At 40.2% G+C, this 12,947-nt stretch carries 13 protein-coding genes; 9 read left to right on the top strand and 4 right to left on the bottom strand.

Annotated elements, in window-relative coordinates; genetic code table 11:
* Positions 1–299 precede the first annotated feature (299 nt).
* A complete protein-coding gene (locus B3317_RS09325; protein ID WP_291110904.1) occupies positions 300–1,754 on the top strand; it encodes an aminoacyl-histidine dipeptidase in 1,455 nt (484 codons plus the stop codon).
* A gap of 67 nt (positions 1,755–1,821) precedes the next feature.
* Here the strand turns inward: B3317_RS09325 and B3317_RS09320 are convergent, their stop codons facing one another.
* Positions 1,822–2,892: a family 10 glycosylhydrolase gene (locus tag B3317_RS09320; protein ID WP_291110903.1), complete on the bottom strand. Its 1,071-nt coding sequence runs from the start codon at positions 2,890–2,892 to the stop codon at positions 1,822–1,824.
* Between the two features lie 55 nt (positions 2,893–2,947).
* Positions 2,948–3,631, bottom strand: coding sequence for an SIR2 family NAD-dependent protein deacylase (locus tag B3317_RS09315; protein ID WP_291110902.1), 684 nt, complete (start codon positions 3,629–3,631; stop codon positions 2,948–2,950).
* A 173-nt stretch (positions 3,632–3,804) separates the two neighbouring features.
* On the opposite strand from B3317_RS09315, the gene B3317_RS09310 reads away from it, so the two are divergent.
* From B3317_RS09310 to B3317_RS09275, 8 genes are all read left to right on the top strand, one after another.
* Positions 3,805–4,389, top strand: coding sequence for an FKBP-type peptidyl-prolyl cis-trans isomerase (locus B3317_RS09310; RefSeq protein ID WP_291110901.1), 585 nt, complete (start codon positions 3,805–3,807; stop codon positions 4,387–4,389).
* Between the two features lie 21 nt (positions 4,390–4,410).
* Positions 4,411–5,427, top strand: a complete 1,017-nt coding sequence (locus tag B3317_RS09305; RefSeq protein ID WP_291110900.1) for an FKBP-type peptidyl-prolyl cis-trans isomerase — start codon at positions 4,411–4,413, stop codon at positions 5,425–5,427.
* A 121-nt stretch (positions 5,428–5,548) separates the two neighbouring features.
* Positions 5,549–6,013, top strand: a complete 465-nt coding sequence (locus B3317_RS09300) for an Lrp/AsnC family transcriptional regulator (RefSeq protein ID WP_006799740.1) — start codon at positions 5,549–5,551, stop codon at positions 6,011–6,013.
* A gap of 181 nt (positions 6,014–6,194) precedes the next feature.
* Positions 6,195–6,809, top strand: a complete 615-nt coding sequence (locus B3317_RS09295) for a PASTA domain-containing protein (RefSeq protein WP_291110899.1) — start codon at positions 6,195–6,197, stop codon at positions 6,807–6,809.
* A gap of 2 nt (positions 6,810–6,811) precedes the next feature.
* Positions 6,812–7,879 (top strand): RluA family pseudouridine synthase, encoded by a 1,068-nt coding sequence (locus B3317_RS09290; protein WP_291110898.1) that lies wholly within the window; start codon positions 6,812–6,814, stop codon positions 7,877–7,879.
* 115 nt (positions 7,880–7,994) lie between these two features.
* Positions 7,995–8,978 carry a D-alanine--D-alanine ligase gene (locus B3317_RS09285; protein WP_291110897.1) on the top strand — a complete coding sequence of 328 codons (984 nt, stop codon included), beginning with the start codon at positions 7,995–7,997 and terminating at the stop codon, positions 8,976–8,978.
* Positions 8,979–8,989: 11 nt separating this feature from the next.
* Positions 8,990–10,138 (top strand): hypothetical protein, encoded by a 1,149-nt coding sequence (locus B3317_RS09280; protein WP_291110896.1) that lies wholly within the window; start codon positions 8,990–8,992, stop codon positions 10,136–10,138.
* Positions 10,139–10,212: 74 nt separating this feature from the next.
* Positions 10,213–10,785 carry a hypothetical protein gene (locus B3317_RS09275; protein ID WP_291110895.1) on the top strand — a complete coding sequence of 191 codons (573 nt, stop codon included), beginning with the start codon at positions 10,213–10,215 and terminating at the stop codon, positions 10,783–10,785.
* On the opposite strand, the gene B3317_RS09270 is transcribed toward B3317_RS09275, so the two are convergent.
* Both B3317_RS09270 and B3317_RS09265 read right to left on the bottom strand, forming a co-directional pair.
* Positions 10,782–11,381, bottom strand: coding sequence for a ribonuclease HII (locus B3317_RS09270; protein WP_291110894.1), 600 nt, complete (start codon positions 11,379–11,381; stop codon positions 10,782–10,784). The genes B3317_RS09275 and B3317_RS09270 overlap by 4 nt on opposite strands.
* Positions 11,382–11,410: 29 nt before the next feature.
* Entirely contained in the window at positions 11,411–12,655 is a 1,245-nt protein-coding gene (locus B3317_RS09265; protein ID WP_291110893.1) for a metallophosphoesterase family protein, read from the bottom strand.
* Between the last annotated feature and the right edge of the window lie 292 nt (positions 12,656–12,947).

Raw genomic sequence — 12,947 nt, 5'->3', positions numbered from 1 at the left:
GGGGAAGTTACGAGTAGACAAGACACGAGATACAAGTTGTTAACTGTTGACTGTTAACTGTTGACTGTAAATAGTGTTACCTTTGTTACTTTTTGGGGAAGTTACGAGTAGACAAGACATGGGATACAAGTTGTTGACTGATAACTGCTGACTGTTAACTGTTAACGATATAGGAGGAACGATAAAACAGATTGTAAGCAATATATTCGGAAATAATCTAAAAATATCAATCATACTGATTATCTGCGCTGATATTTTTCTATCTTTGTTACTATTCGTAAATTTTAAAACATAATCGTATGTCGAAAGAAATACTTAAACTAAAACCGCAACAATTGTGGAAGCACTTCTACGATTTGACTCAAATTCCACGCCCGACAGGGCAGATGAAAGAAGTTACAAAATTTGTTATCGACTTCGGTAAATCGCTAGGACTCGACGTTAAGCAAGACAAGACAGGCAATGTATTAATTACCAAGCCTGCAACAAAAGGCATGGAAAAGGCTCCTGTTGTAATCCTGCAATCCCATCTGGATATGGTTCCTCAGAAAAACTCTGATGTAAAGCATGATTTTACGAAAGATCCTATAGAAACTATAATAGACGGTAACAAAGTAAAAGCCAAATCGACCACTTTAGGCTCTGACAATGGTATAGGAGCAGCCGCTATGATGGCTGTTCTGGAAGATAAAAAACTGAAGCACGGCAAAATCGAGGCTTTATTTACCGTCGACGAAGAAGTAGGCATGGTAGGCGCTATAGGATTGAAGAAGGGATTCCTTTCGGGTAGTATCCTGCTGAACCTCGATACAGAAGAAATCGGAGAACTGTGTGTTGGTTGTGCCGGAGGTGCGGATGTAAATGCAGATTGGGAATTTAAAGACGTAAAAGTACCGAAAGGTGACATAGCCTATAAAATCACGCTGAAAGGTCTCAGAGGAGGTCACTCCGGAACGGAGATACATTTGGGCAGAGCCAATGCTAACAAGCTGATGTTCTATTTCCTGAAAGAAGCCGTGAGCAGTTATGAAGTACGTCTTTCTGCAATCGACGGAGGTTCGCTGCGTAATGCGATCCCCCGCGAAGCCGTAGCTATAGTGACACTTCCCGAAGAGGATGAAAAAGACTTCCTGAAACTTGTGAAATCGTATGAAAAGATTTTCAAAGAAGAATATAAAGCCGTAGAGCAAAACCTGTCGTTCAAAGCAGCCAAAGCAGACTTGCCGAAAACGCTCATACCGGAAGAAATACAGGATAGCCTGATTAATGCGGTAGTTGGTTGCCAGAATGGTGTAATCAGTATGCTTACCGATTTTGAAGGTATCGTGGAAACTTCTACCAACCTTGCTTCCATCAAATCCGGACCGGGACATATTGCAGCGAAAATGCTTGCACGCAGCTCTTCGGAAACCCGCAAAGATGAAATTTGCTCAAGCCTGGAGAGCGTATTTGCTCTTGCAGGGGCGAAAGTCTCTATCGAAAACGGTTATCCGGGATGGCAGCCTAATGCTCAATCGGACACATTGAACATGATGGCCAAACTGTACGAGACCATGTATAAGGAAAAAGCGCATGTAGTGGTTGTACATGCAGGACTGGAATGCGGTATCATACTAGGCAGCACTCCGGGACTGGATATAGTTTCCTTTGGGCCTACAATCCTGAACGCCCACTCTCCTGACGAGTTTGTGGAAATAGATACAGTGACCAAATTCTACGATTATCTGGTAAAAACACTGGAGAATATTAAATAGAAGAATCATATATAAAAAGGCGGACATCTACAGATTTCGCCTTTTTATATTCCTTCCGACCCGGACTCTATTCCGGCTTCGTCCTGTATTTAGTCAATATAGCGAGCACATCATCGCTTAGTTCTCCAAAAATAGAAACGCCGCATGCTCCATTTTCCAGTGCATATTTTATCCCTTCTTCCAGTTCACTGTTATTTTTGAAATCGGGCAAAAACAAGCCGGCATATAGAGGAAAACGCCCGTCGATACCACGTATGCCCTGTTTCGTAGCATCCCCTATCCATGGCACCTCTTCTTTATAAAACCCATGATAGATCATCGGATAAACCGCATCCAGAGGCCAATTCGTCCAGTCCTGACGGACAAGGCGCTTTGCGACATCAGGAGTAGGAAAAACAGCTGCGGTAAGCGGCTTGTTATATGCTTTAGCGACGTCTCCTATCTTATTAACAATACCTGTGACCGCGTCATACCTGAAAGTACGCCATGAAAGGCTCTCCTGTGGATATTGAATGCTATCCAGATCTTTATGGTACTCTTCTTTAAACTTCGCCTTACATAAATTACAATAACAGTAATCGTATTCCGGCAATTCCTCCGTTTGCACAATTCCATAGACCTGCCATAAATTAACAGCCAATACCACATCACTGAAACGGACATAATCCATATGGATGCCATCTACATAATCCTTAGCTAATGCATTTTTCACATCAGCCACCAGAAAATCAGCCACCTCGGGGCGAGAAGGACACATCCACCGATAATAATCCACATATGGCGGATGGTCGGCACAGGATTCTCCCTTTCTGTTTACAGCCGCCCATTCAGGATGTGATTTCAGGGCATCGCTCCTATTCATTATCCACATCCACCGGTGCGCTTCGAGGCCCTGTTTTTTTGCCGCACGGTAATGCTTTTCGCTATCGGCTTCAAAAAATATGCCTGCGATTCCGGCATCATGGTATTTCTTATATTTTACCGCTAATTCTTCCTCTGTATCTTTATCCTGAGGATTGATCCATACCCAGTGTTTATAAGTAAAATCACATTTTTCCTTTTTCGATAAGTCGCAGCTTGAGAAAAAAGACAGGAGACATAGGAGAGCGAACAAATATGCTACAGGTTGTTTTTTCATTTATTCTTCTATTTTAATTTGGTTTATACTAAAAAAGGGCCTAGGAGTGAAAGCATCATCTAAGCAGCTTACGTAACTCTTCGACACCCTCCGATGCTCCCTTCTTTATAAAATGAATATCTTGCTGATACACCTTTACTTCGTTCGGGTCTATCAGATAAACGGGAGTGTCACGGCGAATATAATTCAACAATCCGGCAGCAGGATACACATTCAGAGAAGTACCTATTACCACGAGGACATCGGCAGTTTGGACTACTTCTATGGCTTTTTCTATCATTGGTACAGCCTCTCCGAACCAGACAATATGGGGACGAAGCTGTGAACCTTTTTCGCATCTATCTCCCACTTTAATCTCTGCATTATCGGGATTAAGCGTATAGATAAGGGAAGGGTCGGCCGTAGAGCGTACCTTATCCAGTTCGCCATGCAGATGTATCACATTCGTACTGCCAGCCCTTTCGTGCAGGCTATCCACATTCTGGGTAATGATCGATACTTTATACTCTTTTTCCATTTCGGCCAGCCCGATATGTCCTTGGTTGGGTTTAGCTTCGAAAGCTGCTTTCCTCCTCGCATTATAAAAATCAAGGACAAGTTGCGGATTACGCCTGAATCCTTCAGGAGTAGCTACATCTTCTATCGAATGCTGCTCCCACAATCCTCCGGAATCCCTGAATGTGGATATACCACTCTCAGCACTCATTCCGGCACCTGATAAAACAACAATATGCTTCATAAATATTAAAAAAATGTAAGTATAACATACAAATATAGTTTTTTCGCCTATAAACTTTATCAATGTATCGTGAAAAGAATTACTTTTGTTGGCAAATAAAAATAAACAATTAATCTTTGTTATCAGATATCTATCATTCTGATTTACAATATTAATTAAAAACGAAAGTATATATGGATAAAATCAGTTACGCTCTGGGATTAAGTATTGGTAATAACTTCTTAAGTTCCGGTATCAAAAAAGTAGATTTTGAAGCTTTCTTGAAAGGAATGCAGGATGTAATAAACGAAGCTCCGCTTGCTATGTCATACGATGAAGCAAAAGAAGTAATGAACGATTATTTCACCAAACTGCAGGGAGAAAGGCTTGAAGTAAACCTAAAAGCCGGAGAAGAGTTTTTAGCAATTAACAAAAACAGGCCGGGAGTTGTAACTCTGCCAAGCGGACTCCAATACGAAATACTGAAAGAAGGAAACGGCTCTAAACCGAAAGCTACAGACCAGGTAAAATGCCACTATCACGGAACCCTTATCGATGGTACTGTATTCGACAGTTCTGTAGAACGCGGACAACCGGCAACTTTTGGTGTGAACCAGGTAATTCCGGGTTGGGTAGAAGCTCTTCAATTAATGCCTGTAGGTTCAAAATGGAAACTATTTATTCCGTCTAATCTTGCATATGGAAAAGCAGGAGCCGGACAATCGATCGAACCTAATTCGACTCTGATATTCGAAGTAGAAATTTTAGATATTGTTTAATAATAATTATTTAGTTAAAACATGAAAAAAATTCAAGTTGTTGCCCTTGGTGCTTTCGTAGCCGTAGGAGCGTTGTTTACATCTTGTGGAGGAAGCGTTTCGTCAGATGCTTCATTGAAAACCGAAAATGATACTATTTCTTATGCTTTTGGAGCAAGCCTTTATGACCAGGGACTTTCTATGCACTTACAACAGCTAGGTGTGATTAGTGATACTACAGGTATTGGCGCTTACTACAAAAGACAAATTGATGCAGAGCAAGATTCTTCTAAAAAAGATTCATTACAAAAAGTAATGAAACACAAGCTTGACTCTACAGTAAAAGTAAACGAAAGAAATATAGCAGAATTCCTGAAAGGGTTGAAAGAAAGCATCGATGCACCGGATTCTAAATCCGCGTACTATGCCGGAGTATCGGTAGGAGGACAAATTTCGAAACAAATGTTCCCTAATTTGATTAATCAAATGTACGGACCGGACTCGAAAGAAAAAATCAATTCCAACGCTTTCATAGCTGCGATGGCTACTGCAATGAAAAAAGGTAAATTCGCCGTAAACGACCCGGCTTCTCTTTTCCAGGTAAAAATGCAGGAAGTACAAGCTAAAGCTCAGGCAAGACAAGAAGAAGAATTGAAAAAACAATATGCACCTCAGATAGAAGCAGGTCAAAAATTCCTTGACGAAAACAAAGCTAAAGAAGGTGTTGTGACTCTTCCTGACGGACTTCAATACAAAATAGTAAAAGAAGGAACGGGAGCTAAACCGGCAGCTACAGATGTAGTGAAAGTACATTACCACGGAACTCTTCTTGATGGTACAGTATTCGACAGTTCTGTAGACAGAAAAGAACCAGCTACATTCAATGTCAGCGCAGTTATCAAAGGATGGACAGAAGTTCTTCAACTAATGCCTGTAGGTTCTAAATGGCAGGTTTACATTCCTTACGACCTAGCTTATGGCGCACAGGACAGGGGAACTATCAAACCTTTCTCTACTTTGATATTCGATATCGAACTATTGGATATTGAAAAGAAATAAGTCAAAAAGTAAGATTTAGATAGTATTTTGGTACATCCAATGTAAATTTTCGAGCAAAAAGCCTTGTTTTTATAAAAAATATCCTATATTTGGATTAAAATAACGATAAAACGCTCATATTATGCAGAAAATTGACAAACTTGATAAGAAGATACTGGAGATTATATCTCAGAATGCGAGGATTCCATTCAAAGATGTTGCTCTTGAGTGTGGTGTCTCCCGTGCTGCCATTCATCAGCGTGTACAACGCATGATCGAGATGGATGTGATAGTAGGTTCCGGTTATTTTGTAAATCCAAAAGTATTGGGATATAACACTTGTACATACATTGGGGTAAAACTTGAAAGAGGCTCCATGTACAAGACTGTAATCCCTGAACTGGACAAGATTCCTGAAATCGTCGAATCTCATTTTACAACAGGACCATATACCATTCTTATCAAACTGTATGCCCGCGATAACGAGCATCTGATGGATCTGCTGAATAACAAAATACAGGATATACCGGGTGTTGTAGCTACCGAAACCATGATTTCTCTTAGTCAGGGAGTTAAACGCCAGATACCAATATCTAAATCGGAATAAGATATAACTCATTTCTTAATATGAAAGGATAGTCATTTTTGGCTATCCTTTTTCTTTACGGATATCTTTACTTATAATAACATAAATATGTAATGTAAAAGAAGCAAAACCCGTAATTTTTTAATATTTTTGCATCACGTTCAATATGGAATAGGTCTGTGACCTTACTTAATTTGTTTACATGGAGAAAAAAAGCTTTGTTTCAAAATTTCTTACCAATATCTATGTTAAGAATATATTATTGATGATTGCCGCAGGATTCGTTCTGATAATTATCGTATTATTCTTTTTAAACAGATATACCAAACACGATGAGTCCGTTGTTGTACCAGCTGTAAAAGGCTTGCAAGTAGAAGATGCGGAAGGAATCCTTAAAGCGGCAAACCTTCAATATGAGGTTGTGGACTCTATTTTCACCACAGGAGGTGTTCCCGGAGCCATTACGGAACAAACACCAAAAGAACAATCGAAAGTAAAAGAAGGGCGCACCATTTTCCTCACCATTCAGGCCAAAGGCATCCAAATGGTAGCTATACCCGAGCTAAAAGATTATTCTCGCCGTCAGGCTGAAGCCCAGTTAAATTCGCTCGGATTTGATAAGATTATCATAGATGAAGTTCCGTCGGCATACGCCGGCATTGTTATCTCAGTTTCATATAAGGGGCAAACGTTGTCTCCAAATCAAAAAATACCGAAAGGTTCTACTCTGAGGATGACCGTTGGCGCCGGAGGAGAAGTTCTCGAAGACAGCATTCCCGATGCGAATACTAATGTAGATGAATCTTTCTTTCAATAATAATGAACGATTCTTTTGACAATATAGAAGACCTTCCGGAAGATGAATTAACCGAAGGACAGGAAGATTCAGGCCTGTACGAACATTACCGGTTTGTAGCCGACAAAGGGCAGGGTATGATACGTGTAGATAAATATCTGGCAATGCATATTGTCGGAGTTTCGCGCAACAGAATACAGCAGGCAGCCGAAGCAAATTGTATCTTGGTCAATGAAAATCCCGTAAAATCGAATTATAAGATAAAACCACTGGATGTTATATCTGTCGTAATGAACCGTCCGCCACGCGAACTGGAAATCATACCGGAAGATATACCGTTGGATGTGGTTTATGAAGATGACGACCTGATGGTCATAAATAAACCGCCGGGACTTGTTGTACACCCCGGATTCGGGAATTACCAGGGAACTCTGGTAAACGCCGTAGCCTACCGTCTGAAAGATACGCCTGAATACGATGCCAAGGACCCGCGTCTGGGTATTGTTCATCGCATCGACAAAGACACTTCGGGCCTGATTGTGGTAGCCAAGAATGCTTATGCAAAAGCGCATCTGTCCGCTCAGTTTTTCAACAAAACCACAAAGCGCCAATATGTAGCACTTGTTTGGGGGGCAATCGACGAAGACGAAGGACGGATAGAAGGCAATATCGGGCGCGATCTGAAAGACCGTATGCTGATGACCGTCTTCAAAGACGGGGAGCATGGTAAACCGGCCGTCACACATTATAAGGTACTGGAACGCCTTGGTTATGTAACATTAGTACAATGCCGTTTGGAAACAGGGCGTACACATCAGATACGCGTGCATATGAAATATATAGGCCATACATTGTTCAACGACGAACGGTATGGTGGCAACGAGGTACTGAAAGGGACTCATTTTGCAAAATATAAGCAGTTTGTTCAGAATTGCTTCAATATATGCCCGCGCCAGGCGCTACATGCGCAGACTCTGGGTTTCATACAACCCCGTACAGGGGAAGAACTTATGTTCGAAGCACCTATGCCGGATGATATGAGCCAATTGCTTGAAAAATGGCGGGGATACATAGCCAACAGGGAAATATAAAAAGGAGCGGAAAGAATTTTAATACAGCAATAATTAGTCATAACTATCTGTTGTTGTTTTACATATAAAAGTAATAAACAGGTCTTTGACCTTAACTATCAAGTTTAATTGACCAATGAAACGAAACATCGCCATAGTATGGGGGGGATATTCTTCCGAGATAATAGTATCGGAGAAAAGTATGTCCGGCGTCTATTCCTTTTTAGATAAAGAGAAATACAACATCCACAAAGTTAAAATAGTAAGAGAAAGCTGGACTGTCAATGCAGACGGAGAGATATATCCTGTCGATAAAAACGATTTCAGCTTTACGCATCCGCAAAAAGGCGAAAAGATAAAATTTGATTTTGCATTCATCATCATACACGGTACTCCGGGCGAAGACGGCCGCTTGCAAGGCTATTTAGATATGCTCAATATCCCCTACTCCACCTGTGGGATGATGGCCTCTTCTTTGACCATGAACAAATTTGTCTGCAATAATTTCCTTAAAAACTTTGGTATAAGAGTCGCAGATTCCTTATATTTGAATAAAGATACAAGATGCAGCATAGACGACATTGCTGCAAAGTTGGGATTTCCGATGTTTGTAAAACCAAACACAGGAGGTTCGAGTTTTGCTACAACGAAAGTGAAATCGATAGAACAACTACAAAAAGCTATAGACATCGCATTCGGCGAAACTCCCGAAGTGATTATTGAGAGTTTTATCAATGGACAAGAAGTCACCTGCGGTTGTTATAAAATAAAGGGTAAAGAAGTGGTCTTTCCTATTACGGAAGTAGTCACTCCGAATGAGTTTTTTAATTATGAAGCCAAATATGAAGGTCAGGTAGAAGAAATTACTCCTGCCCGCATACCGGATGAAATGACAAATGAGATACAGCGATTAACTCGCAGAATATACGATATGGTAGGAGCTAAAGGTATTATCAGGGTAGATTTTATTATCTCTGACAATATACCGTACTTACTGGAAGTAAATACCGTTCCCGGCATGACACAGACCAGTTTTATTCCTCAGCAGGTAGCTGCAGCAGGATTAAATATAACTGATGTGTTGACGGAAATTATAGAAAACGAATTTAACGCGAATTGAATTTACACGCTATGAGTAATAAGTTTGATGACATAGCACCTCTATATGACCACGAGGTGGAACAAGCTATTCAGGATATACTGGTAGATCCGGGGTTTCAGCACGCTGTAAAATATATAATACCTAATATAGACTGGGATGAATTTTCAGCTGAAATGCTGAGATATAAATCCAAAGAACAGTTTCAGTCAGAGATGATATATCCGGTGGTAACAATGTTGGGTATGAAAGTAGCAACCAGTATCAAAGGCGATAAATGGGAAACTATCGACAAATCGGTACAACACCTCTTTTTATCCAACCACAGGGATATTGTTCTGGATGCCGGTTTGTTGAATATACTCCGCCATAAGGAAGGATTCAAAACGACTGAAATAGCCATTGGTGACAATCTGCTTATCCATCCATGGATAGATAAGCTGGTGAGACTTAATAAGAGTTTTATAGTAAGACGGGGGCTTTCTATAAAAGAGAGGCTTACTGCTTCCAAGCACCTGTCTGAATATATCCATCACGTAATATCATCCAAAGGCGAATCGGTATGGATCGCCCAGCGTGAAGGCCGTGCAAAAAACGCAGATGACCGCACACAGGACAGCCTGTTGAAAATGCTGGCGTTATATCCGGAAGATAAACCGTTTATTGAAAGCCTGAAAGAACTGAATCTTATACCGCTTGCTATCTCATATGAATATGACCCGTGCGATTATCTGAAAGCCAAAGAATTTCAGCAAAAACGCGACAATCCTGATTTCAAGAAGTCTCAACGCGACGATCTTCTGAATATGGAAATCGGCATACTGGGACAGAAAGGGAATGTGATATTCCGCTTCGGAAACTGTATCAATCCCGAACTGGATAAGATCACAGAACCCGACAAACGTTTGCAACCCGAACTGGCCGCTAAAATCATAGATAAGGAAATACACTCCAACTATGAAATATTCCCTTGCAATTACATGGCCTATGACATGTTTTATAAAGTGAATAAGTTCAATGACAAGTATACATCAGGGCAGTTGGAAAACTTCAAATCTTATCTGGATAAGCAAATAAAGAAAATAGATCTCGATTATATCGACTATGACTTTGTATGGGATAAGATGCTGGAAATGTATTCTAATACATTAAAAAATCATCTGGAAGCCATACAATCGTAAAACGGAATAGCATCTTTCATACTTTGAGTTCTCAAATATATTCCTATATTTGCAACACACAACTAACTCAAACTATGGAAAAATTTATATTTTATACTATATATTTTATGCTACCTACCCTATGCTTTTCCCAAGTAGTAAAGCTGGGAGAAGATTTCGTGGACGTACCCGTCATTGAAGGGAAAGTGACATTTTTAAAAGAGATTCCTTCAAAAAAGGATATTTCTGCAGACGCCAATTACAGGATACTGAAAGAATGGGCTATTATTAATTATGGTAAAGATCCTTTTATCTCAAGTGTACGCCACGATACAAAGAATAATGAATTTATAGCCAAATCGAGGATTGAACTGCTTCTGCCTGCGAACTCGAAAGGCATTCGCGAAAAAATGGTTATGAGATACCGCATAAACGGATTCCTGTTTCAGGACAAATGCGTACTGGAAGTAACTGACATATCTTACCTGTATGAAAATAAAGCAAATGATAAACTCTTGCCTCGTGTGATACGGGCGGAAGACTTTATTACCGACAGCGCAGTTGAACTAAATGATAATATACGGGAATTCAGAATAAATACACGCAAGAGCACACTTTATTACCTTAATGAAGTTTCAAAAGACTTCGAAGGGAAATTTGGTTACTAAAAATCCAATTTCAGTTGCTTTTCCGTAAGGTTAAACGTAAGACGGTGATAGGGAGTCACACCATACTCCCTTATAGCATTCCGGTGTTTCTTCGTAGGATAACCTTTATTATGATCCCAGTCATACAGAGGATACTCCGTATGTAATTCCGCCATATAATCGTCCCTGTATGTCTTGGCAAGAATAGATGCCGCCGCAATAGGCAATAACTTCCCATCCCCCTTTACCACACAGGTATGGGGCACATCCTCATACTTCCTGAATCTGTTGCCGTCGATCAATAAATGTTGCGGCCTGATCTTCAATGAAGCTACAGCCCGTTGCATAGCAAGAAAAGACGCATTGAGTATATTTATCTTATCTATCTCCTTATGATCTACAATACCGACAGCCCAGGCTAAAGCTTTTTCTTCGATAAGGGGACGCAGCTTATACCGCTCTTTTTCTGTCAATTGCTTCGAATCATTTAGTTCTTCACACTCAAAATCCTTTGGCAGTATCACAGCAGCAGCAAATACAGGCCCGGCAAGACACCCCCTTCCGGCTTCGTCGCATCCGGCTTCAATCTGGCCTGGATATAGTGATAATTGGAGCATAGTTTAATAAGTTTTTTCGGTCTATTTTATCAGAAAACAATCCGGACATTATTATCCGCAGGTGGAAAATCGACATATAATTCTTCTATATCCATTGGCGAGTCCATCACTTTAGATAACCTGAGCATCGATTGTTTCAATTTCTCATCCGGTTTTTCATCTCCATACAGGTGTAATACAAATATCTGAGACAATACGTCCGCAAATTGGTTTAATACATCATCCGGCAGGTTATAACCCATCCCTTTCAGTTTTTGGATAGTCAGTTTATGTGATAAAAACTGCATACGCTGCTTATCATCGGCTGCCAATGCCGGATTATCCGGTAGCGAAGTTACATTTTTTGTTTTTATATCCATTCCTTTTTCACTCAATTCTACAAAGCGATAAGAAAACGGGTAGCCGGATAATGTCCCTGTCTCAATATCATAAATCGTATTTCCCTTATCAGAGGTGAAAGCCGAGATGTCATTCGAATGAAAATGCCCTGTAAAAACAGCCTTCATACCCTTATCTGCAAAAAGGTTTGCAAAACGTTTCCAGTCATCAACCAGATAGTCTTTGAAAAACACAGACTGGTATACGATGTGTTCTGTCAGTCCCCAGTGCATCATACCTATTACATTCACATTCTGTAGCCTGGCTTCGTCTAAAACTTCAACAATCCACTTTTCGGTATCAGCAGAGATCTTTCCGCCCGAAATACTCCGCGTCTTATATTCTTTATATCTTGCCGCATCTATAGCCACAAGCCATGTATGGGTATCCAAAGAAGCCACATAGCTCAACGACGCCGTATCTCTCAGTAAAGCACTATTGTATCCGCATGAAGCGTAAATATCAGTAAAATCTTCCGGAGTAACGTTCGGTACAGGCAAAGCCTTATTCCCCTTAAACTCTACTGCACCGGGCATATTTATATCATGGTTGCCGGGAATAACGAATATCTTTACCCCTTTATTCTGTAATGGCTTCAGTTTATTTACAAAATCAAGATGGCTTTGTTTTTCTCCGTCTTTTGTCATATCACCGCTTACAAGCAACACTTGTATATCGCTATGCAAATAATCATCCAACACTTTATCCAATACAGCCGGGGCGTCTTTTATATTTTTTCCGCTCATCTGTACATAATCCTGTAATGCATAACCATCATCCATCAGTTTCTCCGAAAGGTAATGTGTATCAGTTATTACGCCTATCTTTATCGGTTCGTCAGCCAGCACTGAAGTCGTAAAAAGGAGAGATAATATATATAGTAAAATCTGTTTCATCGGATTCTTTTAACTATAACAAAAGTAAAGTATTTATATAAACAGGGCAAACCTGTAATAAGAATAAAAAATGAAAAATTAAGAATTAAGAACCAACGGTCACCTCGTAACCCGTAACTGCCGCAGAGCGCAGTAGCTCGTAACTATTAAAAAGGTAACACTTTTACAGTTAACAGTAAGTTCTAAGTGAAAAGTGAAAAACTAAGAGTGAAAAATATTTTTCACTTATCACTTTTAATTTTTCATTTCCAAACAACTTGTATCTCGTATCTTGTCTACTCGTAACTTCCCC

The organism is Dysgonomonas sp. UBA7710, from assembly GCF_002482385.1.
Classification (GTDB): Bacteria; Bacteroidota; Bacteroidia; order Bacteroidales; family Dysgonomonadaceae; genus Dysgonomonas.
The sequence above is the reverse complement of the archived record's forward strand: the minus strand, read 5'-3'. Positions and strand labels throughout refer to the sequence as shown.

Excerpts from the sequence above, each read along its gene's own strand:
- B3317_RS09325 (WP_291110904.1), top strand. The coding sequence starts at position 300 with ATGTCGAAAGAAATACTTAAACTAAAACCGCAACAATTGTGGAAGCAC.
- B3317_RS09320 (WP_291110903.1), bottom strand. The coding sequence starts at position 2,892 with ATGAAAAAACAACCTGTAGCATATTTGTTCGCTCTCCTATGTCTCCTG.
- B3317_RS09315 (WP_291110902.1), bottom strand. The coding sequence starts at position 3,631 with ATGAAGCATATTGTTGTTTTATCAGGTGCCGGAATGAGTGCTGAGAGT.
- B3317_RS09310 (WP_291110901.1), top strand. The coding sequence starts at position 3,805 with ATGGATAAAATCAGTTACGCTCTGGGATTAAGTATTGGTAATAACTTC.
- B3317_RS09305 (WP_291110900.1), top strand. The coding sequence starts at position 4,411 with ATGAAAAAAATTCAAGTTGTTGCCCTTGGTGCTTTCGTAGCCGTAGGA.
- B3317_RS09300 (WP_006799740.1), top strand. The coding sequence starts at position 5,549 with ATGCAGAAAATTGACAAACTTGATAAGAAGATACTGGAGATTATATCT.
- B3317_RS09295 (WP_291110899.1), top strand. The coding sequence starts at position 6,195 with ATGGAGAAAAAAAGCTTTGTTTCAAAATTTCTTACCAATATCTATGTT.
- B3317_RS09290 (WP_291110898.1), top strand. The coding sequence starts at position 6,812 with ATGAACGATTCTTTTGACAATATAGAAGACCTTCCGGAAGATGAATTA.
- B3317_RS09285 (WP_291110897.1), top strand. The coding sequence starts at position 7,995 with ATGAAACGAAACATCGCCATAGTATGGGGGGGATATTCTTCCGAGATA.
- B3317_RS09280 (WP_291110896.1), top strand. The coding sequence starts at position 8,990 with ATGAGTAATAAGTTTGATGACATAGCACCTCTATATGACCACGAGGTG.
- B3317_RS09275 (WP_291110895.1), top strand. The coding sequence starts at position 10,213 with ATGGAAAAATTTATATTTTATACTATATATTTTATGCTACCTACCCTA.
- B3317_RS09270 (WP_291110894.1), bottom strand. The coding sequence starts at position 11,381 with ATGCTCCAATTATCACTATATCCAGGCCAGATTGAAGCCGGATGCGAC.
- B3317_RS09265 (WP_291110893.1), bottom strand. The coding sequence starts at position 12,655 with ATGAAACAGATTTTACTATATATATTATCTCTCCTTTTTACGACTTCA.